This window comes from Pseudomonas sp. GW823-FHT06E10 (assembly GCF_058794995.1).
In genome coordinates this window covers 1-26,795 of record NZ_JBXAHJ010000012.1, presented here as the reverse complement: position 1 = coordinate 26,795, position 26,795 = coordinate 1, and the positions used below count along the sequence as shown (strand labels likewise).

Sequence of the window (26,795 nt, the reverse complement as noted above, 5' to 3'; positions counted from 1 at the left end):
TCTTTAAGTTGAACAGCACGTCGGCGAACGACTTTTTATCTTCGTCCGACTTCAAACCTACTTATTGCGAGTGCAACCATGAAACCCATCAACTACAACCGGTATCGCTCAACCAGAAGTTTCAACAGTCGAATACGCTTTCTGATTCTTCACTACACGGCCGCTGACTTTTCAAGTTCTGTCAGTGCCCTGACTGGCCCCAATGTCAGCGCGCATTATCTGGTTCCAGATATCACGGACCCCAGTTACCTGAAGGCCGGCCATACCGGGCAGGAAGTTTTCAGCCTGGTGGATGAAACCTATCGCGCGTGGCACGCGGGTGTCAGTCAGTGGGGTAGCCGCAGCAATCTGAACGATACGTCCATCGGCATTGAAATCGTCAACCTGGCGACCGACAACAAGGGCGAATTCACCTTTCCGCCGTATCACCCCGAGCAGATTGCTGCGATTGAACAACTGGCGCTGAATATCCTCATGCGCTACCCGGATATCACGCCGACGCAGGTTCTGGGCCACTCCGATGTTTCCCTGGCGGGAGCTTTACTTGAAAGGTGTCGGCGCCTGGTTCGATGAAGCCACTCGGGACGAGTATCTGCACCAATACAACACATCGGGGGTTCCAGCCCGAAGCGAATTGCTGGGGCTGTTCAAATCCTATGGGTACGATGTTTCGGGAGCGTCTACGGAAGGCGGTTTTCAACAATTGGTGCGGGCATTCCAGATGCATTTTCGCCCGGAAAACTTCGATGGAAAAATGGACGCGCAAACAGCCGCCAACCTGAAGGCGCTGGTCGTCAAATACTTTCCCTGCTGACCATTGGCAAACCGCTTTGCAGCCGACAAATGCAACAACCGGCAAGGTCAGTCAATGTGACCTTGCCGGTGGTATCAAAGCGTATATTTCTGCAAATTCCCCATCATTTCCTTCAGCGCTTCGATGTTGTCCTTCGGATGCGCCGCACCCTCGAAGTCGCAGATCTGCTGCCAGTGCGCCGCCACGTCTTCCGGGGAGAAGCCGGCCCGTGGATCGAAACCGATGCCGAGGCTGCGCTCCCAGCGGACCTTGCCCATCCAGCCGCCGCCGACTTCGAACAGACCGGAGGTTTCCTGACAGTTCTCGCTGGCCAGGTACACCACCAGCGGGCTGACCAGTTCGGGTTTGAGCTGTTCGAAGACTTGCGGCGGGATCAGGCCTTCGGTCATGCGCGTGCCGCCGGTGGGGGCGATGGCGTTGACCAGGATGTTGTTCTTGCGGCCTTCGATGGCCAGGGTGCGGGTCAGGCCATAGAGGCCGAGTTTGGCCATGCCGTAGTTGGACTGGCCGAAGTTGCCATAGATGCCCGAGGTCGACGCGGTGAAAATCACCCGGCCGTAATTCTGCTCGCGCATGTGCGGCCAGGCGGCGCGGGTGACTTTGTAGGCACCTTCGACGTGGACGCGGTAAACCAGGTCCCAGTCGGCGTCATCCATTTTGTGGAAGGTCTTGTCCCGCAGGATCCCGGCATTGTTGACCACCACGTCGACGCGACCGAAGACGTCCAGGGCGTGCTGGACCAGTTTGTCACCGTCAGTGACCGAGTCGTGGTTGGCTTCGGCAATGCCACCGGCCTCGCGAATCTCCGCGACCACGCGGTCGGCGGCCGAGGCATTGGCGCCTTCGCCCTGGGCCGAGCCGCCAAGATCGTTGACCAGCACCCTGGCGCCCTGTTTGGCGAACAACAGTGCATGCGTCCGTCCCAGGCCGCCACCGGCTCCGGTGATGATCACGACTTTATCTTCGAAGCGCACAGACTCATTCATGGGGGGGGACTCCAGCAGGCCAAGGGACAGTGAGTCCGAGTTTCAGGCACGGCGCAGCGGGTCACAATGAACACGGGAGAGGCTGAATGGTGCGCGATAAGGCAGGGGGATGATTGAAAGAGAAACAGGCATGAACCCTGTGGCGAGGGGGCTTGTCGGATCGCCGCATCGCCCCGTTCGGCTGCGAAGCAGTCGTAAACCGGCTAAACGCGTTATACCTGAATCACTGCGCCGTATGGTTTGGGGCCGCTGCGCAGCCCAACGGGGGCAAGCCCCCTCGCCACAACAGTTCACCTTAAGGTTCAGGAACACGCCACCTTGCGCGGCGGCAAGAGCAATTGATCGCGAAACGCCAGGTAGTGCTTGAGCACCTCGCAGGGCGCCTCGATCTGCGGGTAGTGGCCAATGTCGGGCAACACTACCGTGTCCGCCTCCGGGATCAACTCCCGGTAACGCTCGACCATGTGCACGCCGGAGACCGGATCGACCCCGCCATCGATCACTCGCAGCGGTACTTCACCGCGTTGCATCGCGCTCACCCAGCGGTCGCGCCAGACGCGCCGCTCCGGGATGTACCCGATCAATTTGTGCATGATCCGTGGCCCCTGATGGCTTTCGACCAGGCTCCAGAAATCATCCATCTGGCTTTCACTGGGACGGGTTTGCGGACCGAAAATCTGCCGAAAGCTTCTGACCAGGCCATCACGGCTAAAGGCGCGGCCGATCATCCAGCCCAAAGGGCTGAGCAAGAGTTTTTGCATCAGTACCGGGCGGTGGGTTTCCGGAAACAACCCGCCATTGAGAAACACGCAACTGGCCAGCTCCACCCGCGATTCGTAATGCCGGGCCAGCAGTTCCTGAGCCACGCTGTCGCCGTAATCGTGGGCGAGCAGGTGCACTGGCTGCTCGACATTCAGGTGTTCAAGCAGTGCCTGTTGCAGATCCGCTTGCTCCAGCAGGCTGTATTCGTGATTCGCCGGTTTGGCCGAATCGCCGAAGCCCAGCATGTCGCAAGCGATCACGCGAAAGCGCTGGGCCAATGGCTGCCACAGGTAATGCCAGTCCCAACTGGCGGATGGAAAGCCGTGAATGAGCAACAGCGGCTCACCCTGGCCTGCTGCCCAGTAGCGGATGCTCTGGCCACGGAATACGAACGTCTGGCTGCGTTTGCGCCAGACACACAAGGGGATCTCGGCGAGCTCCATCAGAGTTTATAACCCGGGTCCAGTTTATCGAGTTTGCGCAGCAGTGCCGGCCAGGCCAGCGCTCCGCCCATTCCTTGAGCACTTCGGGTGACACCCGCGATCATGGCTTTGGCGCCGGCCAGAATCTGCGGTTCGATGGCGATCAGTTCAGCGGCACCGTTTTGCGCCATGACCTGAATGTCGCAGGCACGCTGAAAGGTGAACATCATCAGGAACGTATCGGCGATGGTGCTGCCGCAGGTCAGCAGACCGTGGTTATGCAACATCAGGAAATTGCTTTCACCGAGATCGGCCTGTAGCCGCACTTTCTCTTCATGGTTGAGCGCCACGCCTTCGTAGGCGTGGTAGGCCAGACTGGAAAGCACGAACAACGACTGTTGGCTGATCGGCAAAACACCCTGCTTCTGCGCCGACACCGCCACCCCCGAAGCCGTGTGGGTGTGGAGCACGCAGACGACATCGTGACGGGCTTCATGCACGGCACTGTGGATGGTGTAACCCGCCGGATTGATCTCGTAAGGACTGTCCATCAGCTTGTTGCCGGCCTGATCCACCTTGACCAGGCTCGACGCGGTAATTTCGTGAAACATCAACCCGAACGGGTTGATCAGGAAATCTTCGGTGCCGGGCACCTTGGCGGAGATATGGGTGAAGATCAGGTCATCCCAGCCATGTTGGGCGACCAGGCGATAACAGGCTGCCAGGTCGACGCGGGTCTGCCACTCGGCAGCACTGACCTTGTCTTTGACACTGGGTGGCGATTGGACGGGAGCGACAGTCACGGCAAGGAGCCTCGGTGTTTTTATTATGGAGTGTTTCCTATGTTCACCGAGTCTAGTCAGCCCTTGAGGTTCGTGTAGTTGCATTGGCAGCCAGCTTGATGGCCCAGCGAGTCAGCCGCCCCGCTGTCCTGGATCCATGTCAATTGACCGGTGCCAGCAAGGGTCTGACAGGCATGGGGCCGGGGCAACGCTCAGTCGCGCAGTGCGCTGATCAGGTCCGCCAGCCAAGGCTCGGCGTCCGTCTCTGGGGTCACCGTTTCGCTGGCATCCAGGCGCAGCATCGGCAGCACTTCGCGAATGCCAAGTTCAGCGAACAATTCGCGCATCTGCTCGCCGCCGCCACAAAAAGTATCGCCATAACTCGCATCGCCCAATCCGATCACCGCGCCCGGCAAACCGCGCCAGGCTGCTGGCAATTGATCACGAATGGTCGAATACAGCGGCTGCAGGTTGTCCGGCAGCTCACCCATGCCGGTGGTCGAGGTCACCGCCAGAAAGGCTTCAGGGCCAAACGCCTGGATGTCGGCGAGGGTCGCACGCGGGTTGTGCCAGGTTTCGAAACCGGCGGCGTTCAACAGGCTGGCGGCGTGGCGGGCAACTTCTTCGGCCGTGCCGTACACCGAGCCGGAAATGATGGCGACTTTCATCGAGCTGATCCTGAATCCGAGTGAAAGACCCGGATATTAACACCACGGTTGTGATTATTCTTTTAGAATGCAATTGACAATCAATCAGGAAAGGATACTCCGATGATTAATGCACAACTGCTGCAAATGGTGATCAACGCCTCCAACGACGGTATCGTGATTGCCGAAAAGGAAGGCGATCAGGACAAGATCCTCATTTACGTCAACCCCGCGTTCGAACGCCTGACGGGGTACTCCAGTGAAGAAATCCTCTATCAGGATTGTCGCTTCCTGCAGTCGGGGGACCGCGATCAGCAAGCGCTGCCGCTGATTCGCGATGCATTGAACCGTGAAGGAACCTGCCGGGAAATACTGCGCAACTACCGCAAGGACGGCACGCCGTTCTGGAACGAGCTGTCCCTTTCAACGGTGAAAAATCCAGCGGACGGGCAAACCTATTTTGTCGGCGTACAGAAAGACGTCACGGTGCAGGTCAAGGCGCAACAGCGCGTGGCACAGCTGGAGAGGCAGTTGGCTGAACTCCAGGCCGAGCTTGCTGCGCTCAAGGCGACGAACGGCGCAAACGAAACTCAGAATTAATGGTCAGTAATTACAATCACCAATGACTTTGTAACTACATCTTTCGAGCTGGCCATGCAACGCGACGCGCTCCTGACCCAGGATGAGCTGGATTTCATCCAGACAATGCAACACAACCCGCAACTCAATGTGCGGGACGCGACGTCGAGCCTGCTCGTCAACGGTGGGTCGCAAATCCGTGACCTGCTCACCCGCCTGGCGGCCCATGAGCAGGTCACCATTCAAGCCAGCTTCGAAAACCAGCAAATGACCTTTCCCCTGCACTTGGTGGAAGACGAGTTCCATGCGCTGCATTTGCGCCTCGGCGTGCCCAGCATCTATGAAGACGGGCCGATGGTCCGGCCTTGGCGCCTGGTACTGGACGAACCGGTAGCGCTGGAAAACGCCAAGGGTCAACCCGGCACCCTGTGGGTACACGAAGTGTCGTGCAAAGGGGTTTTGCTGGAAGCTCGCAACAGGACCAAACCACCGAAGCATTTCGCCTTGTGGTTCAGCCCCTCAGGCTACGAGCGGATTGCCTTGCGCGGTACTTTCGAGAAAGAAAACGAACAGGGCTTCTACGCCTATCAACTGAGCCTGAGCGATACCGATGAAGCCGAGCGTCTGCGCCAGTTCATCCTGCAACAGCATCGTTTGACTCATCCCGCGCTGCATCTCTGAACGTCAAGTATCCAGAGTACCCGCCAGGAACTGCTTCAGACGCTGGCTCATGACCTCCCCTTCATTGCCCAGGCAACCGATCGATGACCCGGTCAGGCTTTCCTGTGCCAGGTCAGAAGCATCGCCGGCCAACAACAATCGGCACTCCAGACTCATGGCCAGGCGATTCAGACGCCGCGGCAACTCGGGAGCCGGCACATGATTGGAAAACAGCACCAGAGCCAGGGGCTTGATCCTTTCACACATCAGCGCCAGTTCCTCGAATGGCTGGCCCATGTTCAGTACGCGAACGGCCAATGGCCCGGAACTCAGGAACAGGGCGGCGACCAACAGTTCCAGTTCCCGGCAATTGCCATCCAGGGCACAGATGACCACGCGACGCGGCTGTTTTTCGCGCATCAACAACAGACGCTGCAACATCCGGGAACGCAAAAAGCCATCCAGGAACAGCCACTCGCTGGTGCCGCCGAACTGGTCCTGGCGTTGCAACAACCGCTTCCAGACGGGCATCAGAATGCCTTGGAACACCACCGGCAGGGAGTAGCTGGAAAAGACTTGCCCGTAGAGCTCCTCCAGCCGAAGCTCGTCAAACCCGTTGACCGCAACATGAATCTGCTGCCGCCACTGCGCGTAATCGGCTTCCACGAGGTTGTTGGGGATGATATGCGACAACGCCTGGAGTGGCTCGGTCCTGGCCAGGATCTTGCCGATCCTGCTGACGGCAACCCCGCGCTCGATCCAGCCGAGAATGCTATGGACACGCTCAATATCGGACATCGAATACAGTCGATGCCCACTGTCGGTGCGTGTTGGAACAATCAGGCCATATCGTCGCTCCCAGGCTCGAAGCGTGACCGGGTTGACACCTGTCAGTCGCGCCACCTCGCGAATGGGAAAGAGCTCTTCCTGTTCGAGAGCGACGGCCTGCGTGGAGCCTGAAGCGACGTCTGTAAATATGGGCATCCTGTTGAAACATCCTTGTATCGTCCAAGGCGTATTCTAACGCCCCTGCCCCGTAAAGTTTCCGTAAAAAAATTCCATGCCGCGAACGAGCGAAAAACGCCGCAGACGCGATTGACTGAATCAGGAATAATCCTTGCTTGTTTCGAGTCGCAGCCCACCACCCCGGCGCTGTGCCTGGCGAAGTTCCTATCCGGAGCGACGCAAATGACTTACGGAGATACACAATGTCTAGCCCTCCCGTCACGCTGATGGTTGCACGCCGCGTTGCCAATGGACGCTACCAGGACCTGATCGCCTGGCTGCGCGAAGGCGAACAACTGGCCACCGATTTTCCCGGTTATCTCGGCTCCGGTGTGCTCGCTCCGCCGCCCGGCGATGACGAATTCCAGATCATTTTCCGCTTCGCCGACGAGCAGACCCTGCAGGCCTGGGAACATTCCGCTTCGCGCAGCGCCTGGCTCGGACGTGGCGGCGACTTGTTCGCCCACCCGACAGAACACCGGGTCAGCGGCATCGAGGGCTGGTTCGGTGCCGTCGGTCAACGCCCGCCACGCTGGAAACAGGCCGTGGCGATCTGGCTGGCGTTCTTTCCGGTCTCGCTGCTGTTCAACTTTGTGCTGGGGCCGCTGTTGAGTGACATGAGCCTGCTGCCGCGGGTGTTCATCAGCACCCTGTGCCTGACGCCGCTGATGGTTTACCTGTTCATTCCATTGTCGACCCGTTTGCTGGCCGGCTGGCTGAACAGCACGCCGGCACGCCCATTGCGTGCCGAACCCTCCACACAGAATCATTGATCCCTTCTGTGGGAGCGAGCTTGCTTGCGATGAGGGCGTGTCAGTCAACATATGTGTCGTCTGACAGTCCGCAATCGCGAGCAAGCTCGCTCCCACACTTGTTTCCCTCGCAATAGGTAGAGCGCTCCCGTCGCTGGTATAGTTTTGCTCTCACCGCGATGCGAGCCGTTCATGACTTCTTCCGCAGCCCCTGTCCTCATTACCGGCGCCGGCCAGCGTGTCGGCCTGCACTGCGCCCGGCGATTGCTGGAAGATGGCCATCGGGTGATTTTCAGCTACCGCAGCGAGCGCCCCGGCGTACAAGCCCTGCGCGACCTGGGGGCCACCGCGGTGTTCGCGGACTTCGCCAGCGAGGCCGGGATCTTCGCCTTCATCAACGAGCTGAAAACCCATACCGACAGCCTGCGGGCAATCGTCCACAACGCTTCCGAATGGCTGGCTGAAACGCCGGACACCGACGCCGCGGCATTCACCCGCATGTTCAGCGTGCACATGCTGGCGCCCTACCTGATCAACCTGCATTGCGCCGACCTGCTGCAACGCTCGAGCCCCGCCGACATCGTGCACATCAGCGATGACGTGACCCGCAAGGGCAGCAGCAGGCACATCGGCTATTGCGCCAGCAAAGCCGGGCTCGACAGCCTGACCCTGTCCTTCGCCGCCCGGTACGCGCCGGCCATCAAGGTCAACGGGATCGCACCGGCCCTGCTACTGTTCAACCCTGAAGACGACGCGGCCTACCGCGCCAAGGCGCTGGCCAAGTCCGCGCTGGGCATCGAACCCGGTTGTGAAGTGATCTACCAGAGCCTGCGCTATCTGCTCGACAACCCTTATGTCACCGGCACCACCCTGACCGTCAATGGCGGAAGGCACATCAAATAGTGTCCCGCGAGGATTTTCCATGACGTTATCCCTGCCCCAGAATTATCGAGAGATCCTCATCGGTCTCGGTGAAAACCCCGACCGCGAGGGTTTGCTCGATACGCCGACGCGTGCAGCCAAAGCCATGCAGTACCTTTGCCATGGCTATGAGCAAAGTGTCGAAGAGATCGTCAATGGCGCGCTGTTCGCCTCCGACAACGATGAAATGGTAATCGTCGACAACATCGAGCTGTACTCGCTGTGCGAACACCACATACTGCCCTTCATCGGCAAGGCGCATGTGGCTTATATTCCAACCGGCAAGGTGCTGGGCCTGTCGAAGATCGCGCGGCTGGTGGACATGTTCGCCCGGCGCCTGCAAATCCAGGAAAACCTCACCCGGCAAATCGCCGACGCGGTGCAGCAAGTGACCGGCGCGGCAGGCGTCGCAGTGGTCATCGAGGCACAGCACATGTGCATGATGATGCGCGGCGTCGAGAAACAGAATTCGACCATGAACACCTCGGTGATGCTCGGTGCCTTCCGCGAGTCGAGCAATACCCGCCAGGAGTTCCTGCAATTGATTGGACGGAGCAAGTAGCAATGCCACAACTTCAGCCAGGTATGGCACGCATCCGGGTCAAAGACCTGTGCCTGCGTACCTTCATCGGCATCAACGAGGATGAAATCCTCAACAAGCAGGATGTGCTGATCAACCTCACCATTCTGTACGCAGCCCAGGAAGCGGTACGGGACAACGACATCGATCACGCGTTGAACTACCGGACCATTACCAAGGCAATCATCGCCCATGTGGAAGGCAACCGCTTTGCGCTGCTCGAACGTCTGACCCAGGAAATTCTCGACCTGGTGATGGCCAACGCATCGGTGCTGTACGCCGAGGTCGAGGTCGACAAACCCCACGCGCTGCGATTCGCCGAGTCGGTGTCTATAACACTCGCGGCAAGCCGCTGAGCTTCAAGCCTCAAGCCGCAAGCGGTAGACTTCAAGCCACCGCAATCCAACTTGCAGCTTCAAGCGTGCCGCTTGAAGCTGTCTCGAAGAGACCGCCATGACCGATCAACAACGCCTGGAACTCGAAGCCGCCGCCTTTCGTCGGCTGGTGGCCCACCTGGACAGCCGCAAGGATGTGCAGAACATCGACCTGATGAACCTCTCGGGCTTTTGCCGCAACTGCCTGTCCAAGTGGTACAAGGCCGCGGCCGACGACCGCCAGATCGAGGTCAGCCTCGACGAAGCCCGCGAAGTGGTTTACGGCATGCCGTACGCCGAATGGAAAGCCCAATATCAGCAAGAAGCCAGCGCCGACCAGCAAGCGGCGTTCGCCAAAGGAAAACCCAATGAGTGATTTGAACACCCTGCGCGCCAGCCTCAAGACCGGCGAACACGCCTTCGCCGACACCCTGGCGTTCATTGCCGCCGGTTACGACTACCAGCCTCAGGCCTTCAACAACGGTGGCGTGGAAAACGCGGCCGGGCAGAACGAAGGCTCGTGCAAGACCCTGGGCCTGGCGCTGCTCGAAGGCTTGAGCGATGAAGAAGCCCTGCTGGCTTTCGGCGAGCATTACCGCTCGGTGCTGGCAACGCCGGAAGGCAGCGACCACGGCAACATCCGCGCGCTGATCGCCCATGGTCTGGCCGGTGTGAAGTTCTCTCAGCAACCGCTGACTCGCCGCTGATTCAAATTGTAGGAGCGAGCCTGCTCGCGATGGACTGAAGAACGCCACGGGGTGTCAGGCTCCCAGCGTCATCGTTCACCACCATCGCGAGCAAGCTCGCTCCTACAGGTTTTGCGTTCATGGCGCGGAATTGATCACAAGCACAACCCGACTTTTAAGATTGACCCGGCAACTTTATTTCGTTTGCCCCCTACCACCGCTCACGGATTAGATAAAAAGAAGTCCTCCTTCTTCCGAGCCGGTCATTCATGCGCAGCGAAACCATCAGCCAGTCGATCAACATCGTTCACCCTGTCACGCTCAGCCATGGCAAGAATGCCGAGGTCTGGGACACCGATGGCAAACGCTACATCGACTTTGTCGGCGGCATCGGCGTGTTGAACCTCGGCCATTGCCATCCGCGCATCGTCGAGGCCATTCGCGAACAAGCCACCCGTCTGACCCACTACGCGTTCAATGCTGCACCCCATGTGCCTTACCTCGAACTGATGGATTGCCTCAGCGCATTCATGCCTGTGGGTTACCCGGTCAGCGGCATGCTCACCAACAGCGGCGCGGAAGCGGCGGAAAACGCCCTGAAGATCGTCCGTGGCGCCACCGGCCGCAGCGCGGTCATCGCCTTCGACGGCGCTTTCCACGGCCGCACACTGGCCACCCTCAACCTCAATGGCAAAGTCGCGCCGTACAAACAGAAAGTCGGCGTGCTGCCGGGGCCGGTGTTTCACCTGCCCTTCCCCAGCCGGGACAACGGCGTCACCTGTGGCGAGGCCCTCAAGGCCATGGAGCGCCTGTTCAGCGTCGAGATCGATGTCGAAGACGTCGCCTGCTTTATCGTCGAACCGGTGCAGGGTGAAGCGGGGTTCCTGGCCATGGACGTCGAGTTCGCCCAGGCGCTGCGCGAGTTCTGCGACGACAAGGGCATTGTGCTGATCGCCGATGAAATCCAGTCCGGTTTCGGCCGTACCGGCGAGCGTTTCGCCTTCTCGCGGCTGGGCATCGAGCCCGATCTGATTCTGCTCGGCAAAAGCATCGCCGGCGGCGTGCCGCTGGGTGCGGTGGTCGGGCGCAAGTCACTGCTCGACAATTTGCCCAAGGGCGGACTCGGTGGCACTTACTCCGGCAATCCCATCGCCTGTGCAGCGGCACTGGCAACCCTGGACGAAATGACCGATGCCAACCTGCATGCCTGGGGCACCCAACAGGAAGAAGCGATTGTCGGTCGCCATGCAACCTGGCGCGCGAACAACCTGACGCCGTACCTGGGACGCCTGACCGGCGTCGGCGCCATGCGTGGTATCGAGCTGATCAACGCAGATGGCTCGCCCGCAGCCGCGCAGTTGACGCAGCTGCTGGCCCTGGCGCGCGACGCCGGTTTGCTGCTGATGCCCAGCGGCAAGTCGCGGCACATCATTCGCTTGCTGGCGCCGCTGACCATCGAGGCTGCGGTGCTGGAGGAAGGGCTGGATATCCTTGAGGCGTGTCTGAAGAAATTGACCTGATCCACAGCGCCCACTGTAGGAGCGAGCATGCTCGCGAAGAACCTGAGAGCCCCGCGGGGTGTCAGGCTCCCAGCGTTATCGTTGACGACCATCGCGAGCGCGCTCGCTCCTACAGGGACATGTGTATTTTCCGAAGGCACAAAAAAACCGGCCGAAGCCGGTTTTTCGTTTCTACAGAATCAAGCGTTCTGCAGATTATCCAGGTAACGCTCGGCATCCAGTGCCGCCATGCAACCTGCGCCAGCCGAGGTGATGGCCTGACGGTACACGTGGTCAGCCACGTCACCAGCGGCGAAGATACCTTCGAGGCTGGTGGCAGTGGCGTTGCCGTCACGGCCGCCCTGCACAACCAGGTAGCCGTCTTTGAGGGTCAACTGGCCTTCGAACAGCGAAGTGTTCGGGGTGTGGCCGATGGCGATGAACACGCCGTCGACTTTCACTTCGTCGAAGCTGCCGTCGTTGTTCTTCAGGCGGGCACCGGTCACGCCCATGTTGTCGCCCAGCACTTCGTCCAGGGTCGCGTTCAGCTTCAGCTCGATCTTGCCTTCGGCGACACGGGCGTTCAGCTTGTCGATCAGGATCTTCTCGGCGCGGAAAGTTTCACGACGGTGGATCAGGGTGACTTTGCTGGCGATGTTGGCCAGGTACAGGGCTTCCTCAACAGCGGTGTTGCCGCCGCCGACCACGGCCACCGGCTTGTTGCGATAGAAGAAACCGTCGCAGGTCGCACAGGCCGAAACGCCTTTGCCCATGAAGGTTTCTTCCGATGGCAGGCCCAGGTAACGAGCGCTGGCGCCGGTGGCGATGATCAGGGCGTCACAGGTGTAAGTCGCGCTGTCGCCGGTCAGGGTGTATGGCTTGGCGGCGAAGTCGACGGCATTGATGTGATCGAAAACGATCTCGGTTTCAAAGCGCTCGGCGTGCTCACGCATCCGCTCCATCAGCGCCGGGCCGGTCAGGCCGTGGACGTCACCCGGCCAGTTGTCGACTTCGGTGGTGGTGGTCAGTTGACCGCCGGCCTGCATGCCGGTGATCAGCAGTGGCTTGAGGTTGGCACGTGCGGCATAGACCGCGGCGCTGTAACCGGCAGGGCCGGAACCGAGAATAATCACTCGCGAATGACGGACTTCAGACATGACCTGCTCCTGTTGACCGGCCCGGATTACCTGGCACGGAACGCCGGATTGCCGGCTGGAATAAAAAAGAACGGTTGAAAGCACTTGGGGAAGGCTTGACCCGACCGTCCTGTAAAAAGATTGGGTGCAGCGTATCGAGGGGGCGAAGATTAAGGAAATACGGTTTAACAATCCAGCTCATAGGTGGTCTCTATGGCATCTGACCGACGATATCGACGTCTTTGTTACAGTGAATGTCGATACCGCCACCGCGCTTTCGCCTGCAAGGCAAAGCCGGTAAGGTCGGCGCGTTTTCCCTCTGCTCGGAGCACCTTATGCCCGCCCCTGTTCTGTCCGGCCCGCAATACCTGCGCGAAGGCCTCAAGCTGGTGTTGAGCCCCAGCCTGCGTTTGTTTGTGCTGTTGCCGTTGGCAATCAACCTGGTGCTGTTCGTCGGATTGATCTACCTGGCCAGCCATCAATTCAGCCTGTGGGTCGACACCTTGATGCCATCGCTGCCCGACTGGCTGAGTTTTCTCAGCTACATCCTCTGGCCATTGTTCGTGGTGCTGGTGGTGTTGATGGTGTTCTTCACCTTCACCATGCTCGCCAACGTCATTGCCGCGCCGTTCAACGGCTTCCTCGCGGAGAAAGTCGAAGTGGTGGTGCGCGGCACCGATGATTTTCCGGCCTTCAGTTGGGGCGAGTTGATCGCCATGATTCCGCGTACCCTGGCCCGGGAAATGCGCAAGCTTGGCTATTTTCTGCCCCGGGCGATCGGGTTGTTCATCCTCTCGTTCATCCCGGTGGTGAACATCATCGCCGCGCCGCTGTGGCTGTTGTTCGGTGTGTGGATGATGGCGATCCAGTACATCGACTACCCGGCGGACAACCACAAGCTGGGCTGGAACGAGATGCTCGCCTGGCTGCGCGAGAAGCGCTGGCAGAGCATGAGCTTCGGCGGCAGCGTGTACCTGGTGCTGCTGATCCCTGTGGTGAACATCCTGATGATGCCGGCTGCCGTGGCCGGGGCGACGCTGTTCTGGGTGCGTGAGCGCGGGGCAGAAAACCTGGTAACCCAGCGCTGAGTCACAAATCCATCATCCCGACGTCACACTGACGACATGGCCCCAGCCGACACTGGGGTCATGACGACAGCTCTGCATATCACCCTGATCACCGAAACCTTCCCACCGGAAATCAACGGCGTGGCCAATACCCTTGGTCGCTTGTGCGACGGTTTGCGCGCGCGCGGGCATCAAGTGGAGCTGGTGCGGCCGCGTCAGGGCTGCGACCAGCAACTGGGCAGCGACGATGAATTGCTGCTGTGCCGCGGCTGGCCACTGCCGGGCTATCCCGGCCTGCAATGGGGTCAGTCGTCGATGCACAAGCTGCTGCGGCGCTGGACGCGTCACCGCCCGGATGTGCTCTACATCGCCACCGAGGGCCCGCTGGGTCTCTCTGCCTTGCGTGCGGCACGGCGACTGGGGATTTCCGTGGTCAGCGGGTTCCACACCAATTTCCAGCAGTACTCCAACCAGTACGGGCTTGGTTTGCTCACGCGCCTGCTGACTCACTACCTGCGCTGGTTCCACAACCGCTCGACCATGACCCTGGTGCCCAGCGTCAGCCAACGCATGGAACTGGAGCGGCGGCATTTCGAGCGCCTGGCGTTGCTGTCCCGTGGGGTCGACAGCGAATTGTTTCACCCGGCCAAACGCTTGAATGCCCTGCGCGAGCAATGGGGGCTGGCCGAAGCAGACATCGCCGTCATTCATGTCGGACGCCTGGCCCCGGAAAAAAACCTTGGCCTGCTCAAGCGCACCTTCAATACCCTCAAGGCGAGTTATCCCCAGCGCACGCTGAAACTGATCGTGGTCGGCGATGGCCCGCAGCGCCAGGAACTGGAAAACGAAATGCCCGAGGCGATTTTCTGCGGCACCCAACGGGGTGAAGCCCTGGCGTGTCACTACGCGTCGGGCGACGTGTTTCTGTTTCCGAGCCTGACCGAAACCTTTGGCAATGTGGTGCTTGAAGCACTTGCCTCGGGGCTCGGCGTGGTGGCCTACGACCAGGCGGCGGCGGCCCAGCATATTCGTCATGGCTACAACGGCGTATTGGCGATGCCGGGGGATGAAGAAGCGTTCTGCGATGCAGCGGCATGGCTGCTGGAGGAACGGGAAGCCTTGCGCAATGTCAGGCTCAATGCGCGCCAGCATGCCAGTCGCCAGGGTTGGGCGACGATTATCGAGCAGTTCGAGGGACAGTTGCGCGGTGCCTGTGCCGGGGAGATGGTGGTGCCGAATGCACCGACTGTTCCCTGATTTTGCAGTGATCTTGAGTCAGTCATCGCGAGCAAGCTCGCTCCTACAGGATTTGTGTACAACGCACACCCTGTGGGAGCGAGCTTGCTCGCGATGAGGCCTTCCCGGTCGCCGCTTAAACCAGCGTCATCAACGCCTCACGGCTGAACGGCAGAATGTCTTCCTCACGGCCGTCACGCACTTTCTGCGCCCAGTCCGGGTCCACCAGCAACGCACGACCGACCGCCACCAGGTCGAACTCGTCGTTGTTCAGGCGCTCCAGCAGTTTTTCCAGGCTGGCAGGCTGCGCGACCTTGTCGGTGTTGACCATGAACTGCAGGAACTCGCCGTCCAGGCCGACGCTGCCCACGGTGATGGTCGGCTTGCCGGTGAGTTGGCGGGTCCAGCCAGCCAGGTTCAGCTCGGAACCGTCGAACTCCGGCTCCCAGAAGCGGCGGGTCGAACAGTGGAAAATGTCCACGCCCGCGTCGGCCAATGGCTTGAGGAACTCGCCCAAGGCTTCAGGGGTTTGCACCAGACGTGCGGTGTAGTCCTGCTGCTTCCACTGGGAGAAACGGAAAATGATCGGGAAACCTTCACCGACCGCGGCACGCACGGCCTGAATCAACTCAATGGCGAAGCGCGAACGGTTGGCCAGGCTGCCGCCGTATTCGTCGGTACGTTGGTTGCTGCCTTCCCAGAAGAACTGGTCGATCAGGTAACCGTGGGCACCGTGGATTTCCACGCCGTCCATGCCGATGCTCTGGGCATCCTTGGCGGCCTGGGCGAACGCGGCGATCACGTCCTGGATATCCTGTTTGGTCATGCCGTGAACCACGACCTGGCCTTCCTTCAGTTTTTCCGACGGGCCATAACCCGGCACGCTGGCGTCCGGCTCGGTGCCGATCCGGCGCACGCTGCCCACATGCCACAACTGCGGAACGATCTTGCCGCCTTCGGCGTGAACGGCGTCGACGACTTTCTTCCAGCCGGCCAGGGCTGCTTCGCCATAGAAATGCGGAACGTTCGGGTAGCCGTTGGAAGCCTTGTGACCGACGGTGGTGCCTTCGGTGATGATCAGGCCGACGCCGGCTGCGGCGCGGCGACGGTAGTATTCGATCACTTTGGAATTAGGCACGCCACCTGGGGAAAAGGAGCGGGTCATCGGCGCCATGACGACGCGGGTCGGCAGTTCGAGGGTGCCGAGGTGGAACGGTTTGAACAGGGCTTTGACGGGCATGGGACGCTCCACAGAAATGACTTTATGACGGCGATAATATGGAGGTTCGCACGTACTGAACAGCACTATTGATTTGGGTGATGTAGGAGCGAGCTTGCTCGCGATGGTGGTCAACGATAACGCTGGCGGTCTGATGCCCCGCGGTGTTCCTACAACCATCGCGAGCGAGCTCGCTCCTACAGAGGGAGAGGAGGATGTCAGCTCAGCGCTTTTTCTATCGCGTGAACGATGGTCGGATCATCCGGCGCCGTGCGTGGCGAGAACCGTGCCAGCACACGCCCGTCCTTGCCCAGCAGGAACTTCTCGAAGTTCCAGGTGATATCGCCGGGAAATTCCGCGCCCTCTCCCGCCAACAGGCGATACAACTGATGACGTTCATGCCCGTTGACTTCCAGCTTGCTGGACAACGGAAAGGTCACGCCATAGTTGAGGCTGCAGAAATCCTTGATTTCCTGCTCGGTCCCCGGTTCCTGCCCGGCAAACTGGTTGCACGGCAAGCCCAGGACGCTGAAGCCCTTGGCCTTGAATTGCTGATAGAGATTTTCCAGCGCCGCGTACTGCGGGGTCAGACCGCATTTGGAGGCGACGTTGACCACCAGTACGACTTGGCCTTTGAAAGGCGCCAGAGGTAGCTCCTGTCCATCCAGGGCTGTCAATTTAAGGTCGTGAAAAGCACTCATGGCGTACTCCAGATTCCCGTGTTCTTCTCGAAACAGCCACTTGGCGGTGTCATCAGGGACGGCCGCAGACTAAAAAGGCGCCCACAAGGCGCCTCTCCAGTTATCTGAGCTTAGCGCAGAAATCAGTGGTGATGGCCACCTTCGCCATGGACGTGACCATGAGCGATTTCTTCCTGGCTGGCGTCACGGATGGCAACGATCTTGACCTGGAAATTCAGGCGCTGACCGGCCAACGGGTGGTTGCCGTCAACGGTGACGTCGTCGCCGTCCAGATCACGGATGGTCACGATCTGCATCTGGCCGTCCGGAGCGGAAGCGTGGAACTGCATGCCCACTTCCAGCTCGTCGACGCCTTCGAACATGCTGCGGCTCAGGGTGCTGACCAGTTCGGCGGCGTATTCGCCGTAAGCGTCTTCCGGTTCAACGGCTACGGTCAGCTCGTCGCCGACAGCCTTGCCTTCCAGAGCCTTTTCCAGGCCCGGGATGATGTTGCCTGCACCTTGCAGGTAGACCAGCGGCGCGCCGCCGGCGGAGCTGTCGATGACCTCACCAGCGTCGTTGGTCAGGGTATAGTCGATGGAGACAGCCTTATTGGCGGCGATCAGCATGGGGCGAGACCTTTTGCATAGGAAAATTGAAAGGCCAAGTTTAGCGAAGCAATCGTCCGAAAGCGAACACAACCCGGACAGACGGGATTCGACGATCACAGGCTTCCATCAGGACGAGGACGGACACTGGGTGGCCGAGCTTTCCTGCGGCCACACCCAGCACCTGCGGCACCAGCCACCCTGGCAATCCCGCGCCTGGGTCATGGACCCTGTGCAACGCCTTGAAAAAATAGGCCAGCCCTTTGCTTGCGGTTGGTGCGCACAGGGCTCGGTTAGCGATAACCTTGGCGACTGAATTTCGGTAGATCGTCAGATATAGATGATCACCTTTGCCATGCTCCTTCAGAGAATCCGCATGCAAACTTTTTTTATCGCGCCCACCGATTTTGGTGTGGGTCTGACCTCCATCAGCCTCGGGCTGGTGCGCACCCTTGAGCGGGCCGGGCTCAAGGTCGGTTTTTTCAAACCGATTGCCCAGCCGCATCCGGGCGACACGGGCCCGGAACGTTCCACCGAACTGGTGGCGCGTACCCACGGTTTGAAACCGCCCCAGCCCCTGGGCCTGGCCCATGTCGAGCGCATGCTCGGCGACGGCCAGCTCGATGAGTTGCTCGAAGAAATCATCACCCTTTATCAGCAGGCTGCCATCGGCAAGGACGTGCTGATCGTCGAAGGCATGGTGCCGACCCGCAGCGCCAGTTATGCCGCGCGGGTCAACCTGCACCTGGCCAAGAGCCTCGACGCCGAGGTGATCCTGGTCTCGGCACCGGAAAACGAAGTGCTGACCGAGCTCTCCGGTCGCGTCGAGTTGCAGGCGCAGTTGTTCGGCGGCCCGAAAGACCCGAAAGTCCTCGGTGTGATCCTCAACAAGGTCAAGACCGAAGAAAGCATGGAGGCCTTCGCCACGCGCCTGAAAGAGCATTCGCCGTTGCTGCGCAGTGGTGATTTCCGCTTGCTCGGCTGCATTCCGTTCCAGCCGGAACTGAACGCCCCGCGCACCCGCGACGTCGCCGACCTGATGGGCGCGCAAGTGCTCAACGCCGGTGATTACGAAACCCGGCGCATGACCAAGATCATCATTTGCGCCCGCACCATGCGTAACACCGTGGAATTGCTCAAGCCCGGCGTGCTGGTGGTGACCCCCGGCGACCGCGACGACATCATCCTCGCCGTCAGCCTCGCCGCCTTGAACGGCGTGCCGCTCGCCGGCCTGCTGCTGACCAGCGACACCCTGCCCGACCCACGCATCATGGACCTGTGCCGTGGTGCCCTGCAGGCTGGTTTGCCGGTGCTGTCGGTGAGTACCGGCTCCTACGACACCGCCAACCTGCTCAATGGCCTGAACAAGGAAATCCCCATCGATGACCGCGAGCGCGCCGAAATCATCACCGATTTCATCGCCGGCCATCTCGATGCCAACTGGCTGCACCAGCGCTGCGGTACGCCACGGGAAATGCGCCTGTCGCCAGCGGTTTTCCGCTATCAATTGATCCAGCGCGCCCAGGCGGCCAACAAGCGCATCGTACTGCCCGAAGGCAGCGAGCCGCTGACCGTGCAGGCCGCCGCGATCTGCCAGGCCCGTGGCATCGCTCGCTGTGTGTTGCTGGCCAAGCCCGAGGACGTGCAGGCCGTCGCCCGTGCCCAGGGCATCGAGCTGCCACCGGGCCTGGAAATCATTGATCCGGACTCGATCCGCGAACGCTATGTCGAACCGATGGTCGCGCTGCGCAAAAGCAAAAGCCTCAATGCGCCGATGGCCGAGCAACAACTGGAAGACACCGTGGTGATCGGCACCATGATGCTGGCCCTGGATGAAGTCGACGGCCTCGTATCGGGCGTGATCAACACCACCGCCAACACCATCCGCCCGGCCCTGCAGCTGATTAAAACCGCGCCAGGCTGCACCCTGGTGTCGTCGGTGTTCTTCATGCTGTTTCCGGAAGAGGTGCTGGTCTACGGCGACTGCGTGATGAACCCGCACCCGAGCGCCAGTGAACTGGCCGAGATCGCCCTGCAAAGCGCTGATTCGGCCGCCGCGTTTGGCATCACGCCACGGGTGGCGATGATCAGCTACTCCAGCGGCGAGTCGGCCAGCGGCGAAGAAGTCGAGAAGGTCCGCGAGGCAACCCTGCTCGCCCACGAACAACAGCACTCGCTGCTGATCGACGGCCCCTTGCAGTACGACGCCGCCGCCAACGAAAGCGTGGCCCGGCAACTGGCGCCGAACAGTCAGGTGGCCGGTCGTGCCACGGTTTACGTATTCCCCGACCTCAACACCGGCAATACCACGCACAAGGCCGTACAGCGCAGCGCCGACTGCGTCAGCCTCGGCCCGATGCTGCAAGGCCTGCGCAAACCGGTGAACGATTTGCCGCGCGGCGCGCAGGTCGATGACATCGTCTACACCATCGCCCTGACCGCGATTCAAGCCGCCAACCGACCTATGGATGTGTAAATGCTGGATTTCTTACCTGCTGCGCTGCGGGGCGTGATCGCCTCGCTGCTGTTGGCATTGAACACGATTCTGCTCTGCTCGTTCCTGTTCTGCGTGGCACTCGTCAAGGTATTGCCGTTCGCCCTCACCCAGCGCCTCGCGGGCTGGCTGATGAGCCATACCCACGAAGCCTGGATCAGCATCAACAAAGGCTGGATGAACCTGGTGCGCCGCACACGCTGGCACATCAGCGGCCTGCAAGGCCTCGACTATCAGCATTCGTACCTGATCACCAGCAACCACCAGAGCTGGGTCGACATCCTGGTGCTGCAATACGTGCTAAACCGGCGCATTCAGCCGCTGAAGTTCTTTCTCAAGCAGGAGCTGATCTGGGTTCCGGTGATCGGTCTGGCCTGGTGGGCGCTGGGCTTTCCGTTCATGAAGCGTTACTCCAAGGCCTATCTGGAAAAGCACCCGGAGAAGAAAGGCAAGGACCTGGAAACCACCCGCAAGACCTGTGCGAAATTCCGCGACAACCCGGTGGGCATTTTCAATTTCGTCGAAGGCACGCGCTTCACCGAGGGCAAGCACAAGCAACAGCAGTCACCCTTCAAGTACCTGCTCAAGGCCAAGGCCGGCGGCATTGCCTTTGTGCTGGATGCGATGGGCGAGCAGCTTGAATCCCTGGTCAACGTGACCATCCACTACCCCGCCGGGCGCCCGGGTTTCTGGGATTTGCTGTGCGGGAACGTTGCGGACGTGGTGGTGCACTTCGAAGAGCTGAAGATCCCGCCGCAGTTCATCGGCAGGAACTACGACCAGGACGGTGAATACCGCCTGCAGTTTCAGGGCTGGATCAATCAGTTGTGGCAGGACAAGGATGCGTTGCTAGCGCAGATGCATCGCGAGTTTCCCGGGAAGTAAGCTGGTGTCTGTACCGGCTTCTTCGCGGGCAAGCCCGCTCCCACACTTGAATATCACAGGGCACAAAAAACCGCCGAAGATTACTCATCGGCGGGTTTCTCATTTCAGGCTAAGGCTTAGATTGCGCCACATTTGCGCAGCAACTCCAGCACTTGATTAACGCCTACTTCCAGCGACACCGGCCGGACCGTTATTGCACCTCAGCTTCACGAAGTCAGACTGACGATTACCCACACGCAGGCGCTATCTTAAATTCAGCCTGACTCTGGCCTAGCTCTTAAGAGTGTCAAATAGCTCGTTAATTTGTATTAAGCATCGGAGGTCAAAAATGAGGAGCAGAAAATCTAAATATGCGAGCCGCTACACATAACCATCACTTCCTCCTGTACAGCAACCATACTCATCACCGCTGTCATCAGAGCCGTTATTAATGTCAAGTGGCCCGATAGTTACAACGGGGATAATATCAGGAAGGGGAGCCGGCAAAACAGGAGATACTGGTATATACGCCCCTCCACCGCCAATATTTTCATCGAAAACAGGTACCGCTGAGGGCTGTAGCTCTCCGGTTTCAGATATCCAATTACAGGAAAGCATCTGATTGCCGTAGACATCCCTCAAGGTGTTTTTATGGACAATTTTCATATCGGGTGCACATACATAGCCAAGGTAGTTCTCCAACCCTTTATCGCTGAAGAAATTTTTGGCATTTGTCGCAATAGCACCAAGCACTTCTGAGTTATAAATCGAATATATACCGGTGCCGATAGCTACAATACTTAACGTAGCAACAACCGAAAATGGCGCAGCTAGCAAAACAGCCATAGTTGCAATCACCCCTGCAACATTACCAACCAGACTGATAACGTCACCCGCCTTGATTTCGCTCCCCTCTCTGAAGTCGATCCCGATTTTTAGAAAAGTTATCGTACCGGCAACTATATTGGCCGGCATATTTACAATCGGAACATAAGGACCTGCTAATTTCGTCACCGAGGTAACACTCGCTATCACAGCTCCGGTTTGCACCGACTGATTCAACAACACCATCCCAGTTCCGTTGACTAAAAATTGATCTGATACTGCAGTCGCCCCCGAGCCAATAGTTACACCATCATTGACGACAGCTACAAATATTTCAGCTTTCCCGGCCATATATTACTCCTTGATCACAGTTTTGAACGCAAGCGTCATCCTTACCTGATCACACTTTACTGAAGGCGATCTCGCCGCATGTGGAACTCGCCCGTCAAAAATCACCACACGCCGCGATTTTGGAAGTACAGATTTAATAATATTTTCTTTTTTGTCATCGTAGAATACGAGTTCACCTCCCCAGGACGTTGGCCAGTGTTCATTACAGAATACGATCACTGTCATCCCTGGATGCGTCTTGTTATCCCGATGTATAATCGTGTCCTGTCCAAATGTTTGCCCATTTGCATAAACACCTAACAACGTGACTTTGAAATCATGTAATGTTGATAACCTTTCCCAGAACCCGGCAAGAAAACGCCAAGATTCACTTCCATCTAACTCGTCTAAACATGATTTCCGATCCGGCCGACCTTTACCTGCAATAAAAACATGCCAACAAGGTCTAACAAATGGAAGCTCCTCATAATTTGGCCAGTTGTATCTCCAAACTGCGCCCTTGAGTTGAACATTTATGCACTCCTCTTCCCCTTGAGTTAAGAAATCGTCAATTACAAATATCTCATCAGCAATCTTATTTATTTTCACGAGCAATCCTTTTCGCTGTACACCTATTCCAAATACCGGTCAAAAAAATAATATAAAGAAAATATAATGACGAAATAAACATTAAAGAAAGCATAAAATAATTATCAACATTGACTGAACTGGCCCAGCGCAATATATCTTGACGACTTATCAACAACCCATAATTATCATCATATACCCCCCAAACAAATTTTTTACTTTGATCAGAATCTACCGCCACCCACAGCTTTCGTGGTTTATCAAAGTCCGTGTACATAACATCACGATTCGAAGCCTCAATGACATATTTGTAAGCAGCGTCATCAGTTCCAACCCTCAGATACAAAAAAGATGTTGTCTTTGAAGCTTGCGAAAGCCTCCTATATACAAAAGCATCTTTCATAACTAATTTATCAGGAACCGAAGGAACATCTATCAATCTACTATAAATATAAATAGAAAAAACAAGATACAACAACAAAACAATTACACAAAAAACGATCTCAAAAACACTAGAAACATAACCAGCTGGAACTGGAAAAAATTTATTTCGCACACCTTGATCCTCGAGCGCAAGCTTATTTTCTAAGCAACAACCGATTCCCTTGCAGTTGCTTGACTTGATACAAGCTGCGAAAAAAACACATCTACCTGTTGCAAACACTATTCTCATTTACAAAACAATAAAACCTCATAACTTCCGACTTTCTTGTAGTCCATTTCCGATCAAGGGTTCTGGCTATTCCTTCTGACTTTAGATTTTCAGAGGCGTCCTGATTCTGGGATCTGCTATGTGGATACGTGTAAGACGCGGTGGTGCATTTTCAGCAGCTGAACATTCCGCCGCAGTTCATCGGCAAGAACTATGACCAGGATGGTGAGTACCGCCTGCAGTTTCAGGGCTGGATCAATCAGTTGTGGCAGGACAAGGATGCGTTGCTGGAACAGTTGCACCACGAATTCCCAGGCAAACACTAATCCCTTGTGGGAGCGAGCTTGCTCGCGATTGCGGACTGACATTCAACATTGATGTCGACTGATCCGCCGCTATCGCGAGCAAGCTCGCTCCCACAGGTTTAGTGTTTGTTTTGACTGATTACCAGACACAAAAAAACCCGCCGATGATCACTCATCAACGGGTTTCTTTTTACCGGTCAGCGCTTAGATCGCGCCACGCTCACGCAGCAGACCCAGCACTTGCTTGACGCCTTCCTCCAGCGACACGGACTGGGTGTCGATCACCAGGTCGGCATCCAGCGGCACATCGTACGGGAAGGACTCGCCCGGGATGTTATCCCCGGCCGCCGCGTACAAACCTTGCGGATCACGCTCGGCGCAGACCGTCGGCGAAGCCTGGACGTAGACCGTCAGCAGACGCTCCTTGCCGATCAGTTCCCGGGCCTGTTCACGCCCTTCGGCACTCGGGGCAACGAACGCAGCGAGGGTCAGCAGGCCAGCCTCGTTGAACTGACGCGCCACGTGCGCGGCACGACGCCAGTTCTCGGTACGCCCGGCGCGATCCTGTGGCAGACCTTTGTTGAGGTCGTGACGCAGGTTCTGGCCATCGAGCACGAACACCGCACGGCCCAGGTCGAACAGCTTGCGTTCAACCGCATACGCCAGGGTGCTTTTGCCCGCGCCCGACAAGCCGCTGAACAACACGGTGGCCGGTTGCTGGCCGAAGCGCTGTGCGCGTTCTTCGGTGGCAACGTGGGCCAGTTTGCCGTGGTGCGTGCTGGTGCCATGGGCCAAAGGCTGGGCGACGATCATGCCCGCGCCAACGGTGCCGTTGGTCAAGCGGTCGATGATGATGAAGGCGCCGGTGGTGCGGTTGCTGTCGTAACCGTCGAGGGCAATCGGCGCATCGAGCGCGATCTTGACCTTGCCGATTTCGTTCAGCTGCAACGCACTGGCCGGACCTTCTTCCAGGGTGTTCACGTCGACCTTGTTGACGATGCTGGCGATGGAGCCAGGCACGTAACTGGTGGCGCGTTTGATGTCGTACTTCTTGCCCGGCAGCATCGGTTCCTCAGCCATCCACACCAGCATCGCTTCGAAGCTGTCGGTGACTGGCGGCACGTTGTCGGCATGTACCAACAGGTCGCCACGGGAAATATCGATTTCGTCTTCCATGGTCAGCGTTACAGCCTGACCAGGACCTGCGTGCTCCAGTTCACCTTCGAAGGTGACGATGGATTTCACGCGGCTGCTCTTGCCCGACGGCAGGACCACGACTTCGTCGCCTTTCTTGACGATGCCGCTGGCCAGGGTGCCGGCGAAGCCACGGAAGTTCAGGTTCGGACGGTTGACGTACTGAACCGGGAAACGCAAGTCGGTGAAGTTGCGATCGCCCGCCACTTCCACGGTCTCGAGGATCTCCATCAGCGACTGGCCGGTGTACCACGGCGAGCGCTCGGACTTGTTCACCACGTTGTCGCCTTTCAGCGCAGACATCGGCACGAAGTGCATGCTGGTGGGCTTGAGCTTCAAGCCTTCGGCGAACTGCAGGTAGTCGGCCTTGATCGACTCGAACACACCCTGGTCGAAGTCCTTGAGGTCCATCTTGTTGATGGCCACGACTATGTGCTTGATGCCCAGCAACGAGGCGATGAAGCTGTGGCGACGGGTCTGGGTCTGCACGCCGTAACGGGCGTCGACCAGGATGATCGCCAGGTCACAGGTGGAGGCACCGGTGGCCATGTTGCGGGTGTACTGCTCGTGGCCAGGGGTGTCGGCGATGATGAATTTGCGCTTGGCGGTGGAGAAGTAGCGGTACGCGACATCGATGGTGATGCCTTGTTCACGCTCGGCCTGCAGGCCGTCGACCAGCAGCGCCAGGTCGATGTCTTCGCCGGTGGTGCCGACTTTTTTCGAATCGCGGGTAATGGCTTCCAGGTGATCTTCGTAGATCATCTTGGAGTCGTGCAGCAGGCGCCCGATCAGGGTGCTCTTGCCGTCGTCGACGTTACCGCAGGTCAGAAAGCGCAGCAGCTCTTTACGTTCGTGCTGGCCCAGGTAGGCGAGGATGTCCTCGCTGATCAAATCAGATGCGTGCGACATGACAACCCCTTAGAAATAACCCTGACGTTTTTTGTCTTCCATCGAGCCTGCGCCATCGTGGTCGATGACACGGCCCTGGCGCTCGGAAGTTCGCGTCAGGAGCATTTCCTGAATGATGTCCGTGAGGCTTTCGGCCTCGGACTCCACCGCGCCCGTCAACGGGTAGCAACCAAGGGTACGGAAACGCACTTTCTTTTTGACGATGCGCGCTTTGTCTTCGTCGCTCAGGTGCTCGAGGATGCGCTCGTCGTCGATCATGATCAGCGTGCCGTTCTTCTCGATGACTTCACGCTCGGCGGCGAAATACAGCGGAACGATCGGGATGCCTTCAAGGTAGATGTACTGCCAGATGTCCAGCTCGGTCCAGTTCGACAGCGGGAAGACGCGGATCGACTCGCCCTTGTTGACCTTGCCGTTGTAGACGTTCCACAGCTCGGGGCGCTGGTTTTTCGGATCCCAGCGGTGCTTGCTGTCGCGGAACGAGTACACGCGCTCTTTGGCGCGGGATTTCTCTTCATCGCGACGGGCGCCGCCGAATGCTGCGTCGAAACCATACTTGTCGAGTGCCTGCTTGAGGCCCTCGGTCTTCATGATGTCGGTGTGCTTGGCGCTGCCGTGGGTGAACGGGTTGATGTCCTGCGCCACGCCGTCCGGGTTGACGTGGGTGATCAGGTCGAGGCCCAGCTCGGCGACCATCTTGTCGCGGAAGCTGTACATCTCCTTGAATTTCCAGCGAGTGTCGACGTGCATCACCGGAAACGGCAGCTTGCCCGGGAAGAACGCCTTGCGTGCCAGATGCAGCATCACGGCGGAGTCTTTACCGATGGAGTACAGCATCACCGGGTTATCGAACTCGGCGGCCACCTCGCGGATGATGTGGATGCTTTCCGCCTCCAGCTGTTTCAGATGCGTCAGTTTGTCGACCATGGCTACTCACGAAAACTTTCTTATGAACGGCCACCGGGCCGTGTTCGAGCGGGGATCCTAGCACAGCGACCCCTTCTAATCAGGACGCCAACTAGATCGAAAGAGCATATGAATATGCCTGCCTGTTTGGCCTGTAGGAGCGAGCCTGCTCGCGATGGTCGTCAACGATAACGCTGGGAGTCTGACACCCCGCGGTGTCTTCAGGTTCATCGCGAGCAAGCTGAACTGGCCTAATAATTCCGGACACCTCTTAAGGGCGATATGATTTCGCCAACTTGGAGGTTCCATGAAC

28 protein-coding genes and 3 pseudogenes are annotated in these 26,795 nt (G+C 58.5%); 16 read left to right on the top strand and 15 right to left on the bottom strand.

From position 1 onward, the window contains the following. Positions 1–78: 78 nt before the first annotated feature. A pseudogene (locus AC1Q6Y_RS19390) lies at positions 79–814 on the top strand (N-acetylmuramoyl-L-alanine amidase). A gap of 74 nt (positions 815–888) precedes the next feature. On the opposite strand, the gene AC1Q6Y_RS19385 reads toward AC1Q6Y_RS19390, so the two are convergent. From AC1Q6Y_RS19385 to AC1Q6Y_RS19370, 4 genes are all read right to left on the bottom strand, one after another. Then, positions 889–1,800 carry an SDR family oxidoreductase gene (locus AC1Q6Y_RS19385; RefSeq protein ID WP_057716392.1) on the bottom strand — a complete coding sequence of 304 codons (912 nt, stop codon included), beginning with the start codon at positions 1,798–1,800 and terminating at the stop codon, positions 889–891. A gap of 302 nt (positions 1,801–2,102) precedes the next feature. After that, entirely contained in the window at positions 2,103–3,005 is a 903-nt protein-coding gene (locus AC1Q6Y_RS19380; protein ID WP_057716393.1) for an alpha/beta fold hydrolase, read from the bottom strand. After that, positions 3,005–3,787, bottom strand: coding sequence for a class II aldolase/adducin family protein (locus AC1Q6Y_RS19375; protein WP_492624983.1), 783 nt, complete (start codon positions 3,785–3,787; stop codon positions 3,005–3,007). Before AC1Q6Y_RS19375 ends, AC1Q6Y_RS19380 begins: the two co-directional genes overlap by 1 nt. A 191-nt stretch (positions 3,788–3,978) precedes the next feature. Continuing rightward, positions 3,979–4,434 (bottom strand): flavodoxin, encoded by a 456-nt coding sequence (locus AC1Q6Y_RS19370; RefSeq protein WP_102669108.1) that lies wholly within the window; start codon positions 4,432–4,434, stop codon positions 3,979–3,981. A 102-nt stretch (positions 4,435–4,536) separates the two neighbouring features. Here AC1Q6Y_RS19370 and AC1Q6Y_RS19365 point away from each other — a divergent pair, with 102 nt between their 5' ends. Beyond that, on the top strand, positions 4,537–5,013 hold the full coding sequence (locus AC1Q6Y_RS19365; protein WP_223501317.1) for a PAS domain-containing protein: 477 nt from the start codon (positions 4,537–4,539) through the stop codon (positions 5,011–5,013). A gap of 54 nt (positions 5,014–5,067) precedes the next feature. Beyond that, a complete protein-coding gene (locus AC1Q6Y_RS19360) occupies positions 5,068–5,673 on the top strand; it encodes a hypothetical protein (protein WP_057716397.1) in 606 nt (201 codons plus the stop codon). A gap of 3 nt (positions 5,674–5,676) precedes the next feature. Here the strand turns inward: AC1Q6Y_RS19360 and AC1Q6Y_RS19355 are convergent, their stop codons facing one another. Further along, a complete protein-coding gene (locus AC1Q6Y_RS19355) occupies positions 5,677–6,636 on the bottom strand; it encodes a MerR family transcriptional regulator (protein ID WP_492624982.1) in 960 nt (319 codons plus the stop codon). Positions 6,637–6,860: 224 nt separating this feature from the next. On the opposite strand from AC1Q6Y_RS19355, the gene AC1Q6Y_RS19350 reads away from it, so the two are divergent. The 7 genes from AC1Q6Y_RS19350 (at position 6,861) to AC1Q6Y_RS19320 (ending at position 11,490) form a co-directional block, all read left to right on the top strand. Further along, positions 6,861–7,430: an antibiotic biosynthesis monooxygenase gene (locus tag AC1Q6Y_RS19350; RefSeq protein WP_057716399.1), complete on the top strand. Its 570-nt coding sequence runs from the start codon at positions 6,861–6,863 to the stop codon at positions 7,428–7,430. A gap of 171 nt (positions 7,431–7,601) precedes the next feature. Further along, entirely contained in the window at positions 7,602–8,312 is a 711-nt protein-coding gene (gene folM / locus AC1Q6Y_RS19345; RefSeq protein WP_090453111.1) for a dihydromonapterin reductase, read from the top strand. A gap of 19 nt (positions 8,313–8,331) precedes the next feature. Continuing rightward, positions 8,332–8,892 carry a GTP cyclohydrolase I FolE gene (gene folE, locus AC1Q6Y_RS19340; RefSeq protein ID WP_008046221.1) on the top strand — a complete coding sequence of 187 codons (561 nt, stop codon included), beginning with the start codon at positions 8,332–8,334 and terminating at the stop codon, positions 8,890–8,892. Positions 8,893–8,894: 2 nt separating this feature from the next. Continuing rightward, on the top strand, positions 8,895–9,266 hold the full coding sequence (gene folX, locus AC1Q6Y_RS19335) for a dihydroneopterin triphosphate 2'-epimerase (RefSeq protein WP_007970304.1): 372 nt from the start codon (positions 8,895–8,897) through the stop codon (positions 9,264–9,266). Between the two features lie 97 nt (positions 9,267–9,363). Beyond that, the gene (locus tag AC1Q6Y_RS19330) at positions 9,364–9,660 is read left to right on the top strand and encodes a DUF1244 domain-containing protein (protein WP_046040093.1); all 297 of its coding nucleotides are present in this window, start codon (positions 9,364–9,366) and stop codon (positions 9,658–9,660) included. Then, positions 9,653–9,991: a HopJ type III effector protein gene (locus AC1Q6Y_RS19325; RefSeq protein ID WP_057716401.1), complete on the top strand. Its 339-nt coding sequence runs from the start codon at positions 9,653–9,655 to the stop codon at positions 9,989–9,991. Before AC1Q6Y_RS19330 ends, AC1Q6Y_RS19325 begins: the two co-directional genes overlap by 8 nt. 248 nt (positions 9,992–10,239) lie before the next feature. Beyond that, complete coding sequence (locus tag AC1Q6Y_RS19320) at positions 10,240–11,490, top strand: 2-aminoadipate transaminase (RefSeq protein WP_492624981.1); 1,251 nt, start codon at positions 10,240–10,242, stop codon at positions 11,488–11,490. 2 nt (positions 11,491–11,492) lie between these two features. Here the strand turns inward: AC1Q6Y_RS19320 and AC1Q6Y_RS19315 are convergent. Both AC1Q6Y_RS19315 and trxB read right to left on the bottom strand, forming a co-directional pair. Next, a pseudogene (locus AC1Q6Y_RS19315) lies at positions 11,493–11,582 on the bottom strand (outer membrane lipoprotein carrier protein LolA); the annotation flags it as partial. Positions 11,583–11,669: 87 nt separating this feature from the next. Further along, positions 11,670–12,626 (bottom strand): thioredoxin-disulfide reductase, encoded by a 957-nt coding sequence (gene trxB / locus AC1Q6Y_RS19310; protein WP_057716403.1) that lies wholly within the window; start codon positions 12,624–12,626, stop codon positions 11,670–11,672. Between the two features lie 314 nt (positions 12,627–12,940). On the opposite strand from trxB, the gene cysZ reads away from it, so the two are divergent. After that, the gene (gene cysZ / locus AC1Q6Y_RS19305) at positions 12,941–13,693 is read left to right on the top strand and encodes a sulfate transporter CysZ (protein WP_057716404.1); all 753 of its coding nucleotides are present in this window, start codon (positions 12,941–12,943) and stop codon (positions 13,691–13,693) included. Positions 13,694–13,729: 36 nt separating this feature from the next. Beyond that, complete coding sequence (locus tag AC1Q6Y_RS19300) at positions 13,730–14,929, top strand: glycosyltransferase family 4 protein (RefSeq protein WP_154861600.1); 1,200 nt, start codon at positions 13,730–13,732, stop codon at positions 14,927–14,929. Between the two features lie 115 nt (positions 14,930–15,044). Here AC1Q6Y_RS19300 and AC1Q6Y_RS19295 read toward each other — a convergent pair whose 3' ends face one another. The 3 genes from AC1Q6Y_RS19295 to AC1Q6Y_RS19285 all read right to left on the bottom strand — a co-directional run bounded on the left by AC1Q6Y_RS19295 (position 15,045) and on the right by AC1Q6Y_RS19285 (position 17,436). Further along, positions 15,045–16,148: an NADH:flavin oxidoreductase gene (locus AC1Q6Y_RS19295; protein WP_492624980.1), complete on the bottom strand. Its 1,104-nt coding sequence runs from the start codon at positions 16,146–16,148 to the stop codon at positions 15,045–15,047. Between the two features lie 197 nt (positions 16,149–16,345). Then, positions 16,346–16,828, bottom strand: a complete 483-nt coding sequence (locus tag AC1Q6Y_RS19290; RefSeq protein WP_056728393.1) for a glutathione peroxidase — start codon at positions 16,826–16,828, stop codon at positions 16,346–16,348. Positions 16,829–16,950: 122 nt separating this feature from the next. Then, a complete protein-coding gene (locus tag AC1Q6Y_RS19285) occupies positions 16,951–17,436 on the bottom strand; it encodes an FKBP-type peptidyl-prolyl cis-trans isomerase (RefSeq protein ID WP_007942189.1) in 486 nt (161 codons plus the stop codon). On the opposite strand from AC1Q6Y_RS19285, the gene AC1Q6Y_RS19280 reads away from it, so the two are divergent. Genes AC1Q6Y_RS19280 through yihG form a run of 3 tightly spaced genes read left to right on the top strand, consistent with a single transcriptional unit; the run spans position 17,405 to position 20,794 of the window. Next, complete coding sequence (locus AC1Q6Y_RS19280) at positions 17,405–17,731, top strand: DUF3565 domain-containing protein (RefSeq protein ID WP_057716672.1); 327 nt, start codon at positions 17,405–17,407, stop codon at positions 17,729–17,731. The two genes, AC1Q6Y_RS19285 and AC1Q6Y_RS19280, sit on opposite strands and share 32 nt — an antisense overlap. 60 nt (positions 17,732–17,791) lie before the next feature. Next, a complete protein-coding gene (gene pta, locus AC1Q6Y_RS19275) occupies positions 17,792–19,891 on the top strand; it encodes a phosphate acetyltransferase (protein ID WP_090453103.1) in 2,100 nt (699 codons plus the stop codon). Continuing rightward, the gene (yihG, locus tag AC1Q6Y_RS19270; RefSeq protein WP_492624979.1) at positions 19,892–20,794 is read left to right on the top strand and encodes a 1-acylglycerol-3-phosphate O-acyltransferase, YihG family; all 903 of its coding nucleotides are present in this window, start codon (positions 19,892–19,894) and stop codon (positions 20,792–20,794) included. 360 nt (positions 20,795–21,154) lie between these two features. On the opposite strand, the gene AC1Q6Y_RS19265 is transcribed toward yihG, so the two are convergent. The 3 genes from AC1Q6Y_RS19265 to AC1Q6Y_RS19255 are packed head-to-tail and all read right to left on the bottom strand — an operon-like array spanning position 21,155 to position 23,189. Continuing rightward, complete coding sequence (locus tag AC1Q6Y_RS19265) at positions 21,155–21,949, bottom strand: hypothetical protein (RefSeq protein ID WP_492624978.1); 795 nt, start codon at positions 21,947–21,949, stop codon at positions 21,155–21,157. 3 nt (positions 21,950–21,952) lie between these two features. After that, entirely contained in the window at positions 21,953–22,537 is a 585-nt protein-coding gene (locus tag AC1Q6Y_RS19260) for a 2OG-Fe(II) oxygenase (RefSeq protein ID WP_407514365.1), read from the bottom strand. Beyond that, positions 22,524–23,189, bottom strand: a complete 666-nt coding sequence (locus AC1Q6Y_RS19255; RefSeq protein ID WP_492624977.1) for a hypothetical protein — start codon at positions 23,187–23,189, stop codon at positions 22,524–22,526. The genes AC1Q6Y_RS19260 and AC1Q6Y_RS19255 overlap by 14 nt, the downstream gene beginning before the upstream one ends. Before the next feature lie 104 nt (positions 23,190–23,293). Between AC1Q6Y_RS19255 and AC1Q6Y_RS19250 the strand changes: the two are divergent. Further along, a pseudogene (locus AC1Q6Y_RS19250) lies at positions 23,294–23,494 on the top strand (acyltransferase); the annotation flags it as partial. Positions 23,495–23,677: 183 nt separating this feature from the next. Here AC1Q6Y_RS19250 and cysN read toward each other — a convergent pair. Then, positions 23,678–25,576: a sulfate adenylyltransferase subunit CysN gene (gene cysN / locus AC1Q6Y_RS19245; protein WP_340316850.1), complete on the bottom strand. Its 1,899-nt coding sequence runs from the start codon at positions 25,574–25,576 to the stop codon at positions 23,678–23,680. A 9-nt stretch (positions 25,577–25,585) separates the two neighbouring features. After that, on the bottom strand, positions 25,586–26,503 hold the full coding sequence (cysD, locus tag AC1Q6Y_RS19240) for a sulfate adenylyltransferase subunit CysD (RefSeq protein WP_008046199.1): 918 nt from the start codon (positions 26,501–26,503) through the stop codon (positions 25,586–25,588). Positions 26,504–26,795 lie beyond the last annotated feature (292 nt).

Bases quoted from the DNA above. Each gene is read 5' to 3' on its own strand.
- AC1Q6Y_RS19385 (WP_057716392.1), bottom strand. From the start codon at position 1,800: ATGAATGAGTCTGTGCGCTTCGAAGATAAAGTCGTGATCATCACCGGA.
- AC1Q6Y_RS19380 (WP_057716393.1), bottom strand. From the start codon at position 3,005: ATGGAGCTCGCCGAGATCCCCTTGTGTGTCTGGCGCAAACGCAGCCAG.
- AC1Q6Y_RS19370 (WP_102669108.1), bottom strand. From the start codon at position 4,434: ATGAAAGTCGCCATCATTTCCGGCTCGGTGTACGGCACGGCCGAAGAA.
- AC1Q6Y_RS19365 (WP_223501317.1), top strand. From the start codon at position 4,537: ATGATTAATGCACAACTGCTGCAAATGGTGATCAACGCCTCCAACGAC.
- AC1Q6Y_RS19360 (WP_057716397.1), top strand. From the start codon at position 5,068: ATGCAACGCGACGCGCTCCTGACCCAGGATGAGCTGGATTTCATCCAG.
- AC1Q6Y_RS19355 (WP_492624982.1), bottom strand. From the start codon at position 6,636: ATGCCCATATTTACAGACGTCGCTTCAGGCTCCACGCAGGCCGTCGCT.
- AC1Q6Y_RS19350 (WP_057716399.1), top strand. From the start codon at position 6,861: ATGTCTAGCCCTCCCGTCACGCTGATGGTTGCACGCCGCGTTGCCAAT.
- folM (WP_090453111.1), top strand. From the start codon at position 7,602: ATGACTTCTTCCGCAGCCCCTGTCCTCATTACCGGCGCCGGCCAGCGT.
- folE (WP_008046221.1), top strand. From the start codon at position 8,332: ATGACGTTATCCCTGCCCCAGAATTATCGAGAGATCCTCATCGGTCTC.
- folX (WP_007970304.1), top strand. From the start codon at position 8,895: ATGCCACAACTTCAGCCAGGTATGGCACGCATCCGGGTCAAAGACCTG.
- AC1Q6Y_RS19330 (WP_046040093.1), top strand. From the start codon at position 9,364: ATGACCGATCAACAACGCCTGGAACTCGAAGCCGCCGCCTTTCGTCGG.
- AC1Q6Y_RS19325 (WP_057716401.1), top strand. From the start codon at position 9,653: ATGAGTGATTTGAACACCCTGCGCGCCAGCCTCAAGACCGGCGAACAC.
- AC1Q6Y_RS19320 (WP_492624981.1), top strand. From the start codon at position 10,240: ATGCGCAGCGAAACCATCAGCCAGTCGATCAACATCGTTCACCCTGTC.
- trxB (WP_057716403.1), bottom strand. From the start codon at position 12,626: ATGTCTGAAGTCCGTCATTCGCGAGTGATTATTCTCGGTTCCGGCCCT.
- cysZ (WP_057716404.1), top strand. From the start codon at position 12,941: ATGCCCGCCCCTGTTCTGTCCGGCCCGCAATACCTGCGCGAAGGCCTC.
- AC1Q6Y_RS19300 (WP_154861600.1), top strand. From the start codon at position 13,730: ATGGCCCCAGCCGACACTGGGGTCATGACGACAGCTCTGCATATCACC.
- AC1Q6Y_RS19295 (WP_492624980.1), bottom strand. From the start codon at position 16,148: ATGCCCGTCAAAGCCCTGTTCAAACCGTTCCACCTCGGCACCCTCGAA.
- AC1Q6Y_RS19290 (WP_056728393.1), bottom strand. From the start codon at position 16,828: ATGAGTGCTTTTCACGACCTTAAATTGACAGCCCTGGATGGACAGGAG.
- AC1Q6Y_RS19280 (WP_057716672.1), top strand. From the start codon at position 17,405: ATGGAGACAGCCTTATTGGCGGCGATCAGCATGGGGCGAGACCTTTTG.
- AC1Q6Y_RS19285 (WP_007942189.1), bottom strand. From the start codon at position 17,436: ATGCTGATCGCCGCCAATAAGGCTGTCTCCATCGACTATACCCTGACC.
- pta (WP_090453103.1), top strand. From the start codon at position 17,792: ATGCAAACTTTTTTTATCGCGCCCACCGATTTTGGTGTGGGTCTGACC.
- yihG (WP_492624979.1), top strand. From the start codon at position 19,892: ATGCTGGATTTCTTACCTGCTGCGCTGCGGGGCGTGATCGCCTCGCTG.
- AC1Q6Y_RS19265 (WP_492624978.1), bottom strand. From the start codon at position 21,949: ATGGCCGGGAAAGCTGAAATATTTGTAGCTGTCGTCAATGATGGTGTA.
- AC1Q6Y_RS19255 (WP_492624977.1), bottom strand. From the start codon at position 23,189: ATGAGAATAGTGTTTGCAACAGGTAGATGTGTTTTTTTCGCAGCTTGT.
- cysN (WP_340316850.1), bottom strand. From the start codon at position 25,576: ATGTCGCACGCATCTGATTTGATCAGCGAGGACATCCTCGCCTACCTG.
- cysD (WP_008046199.1), bottom strand. From the start codon at position 26,503: ATGGTCGACAAACTGACGCATCTGAAACAGCTGGAGGCGGAAAGCATC.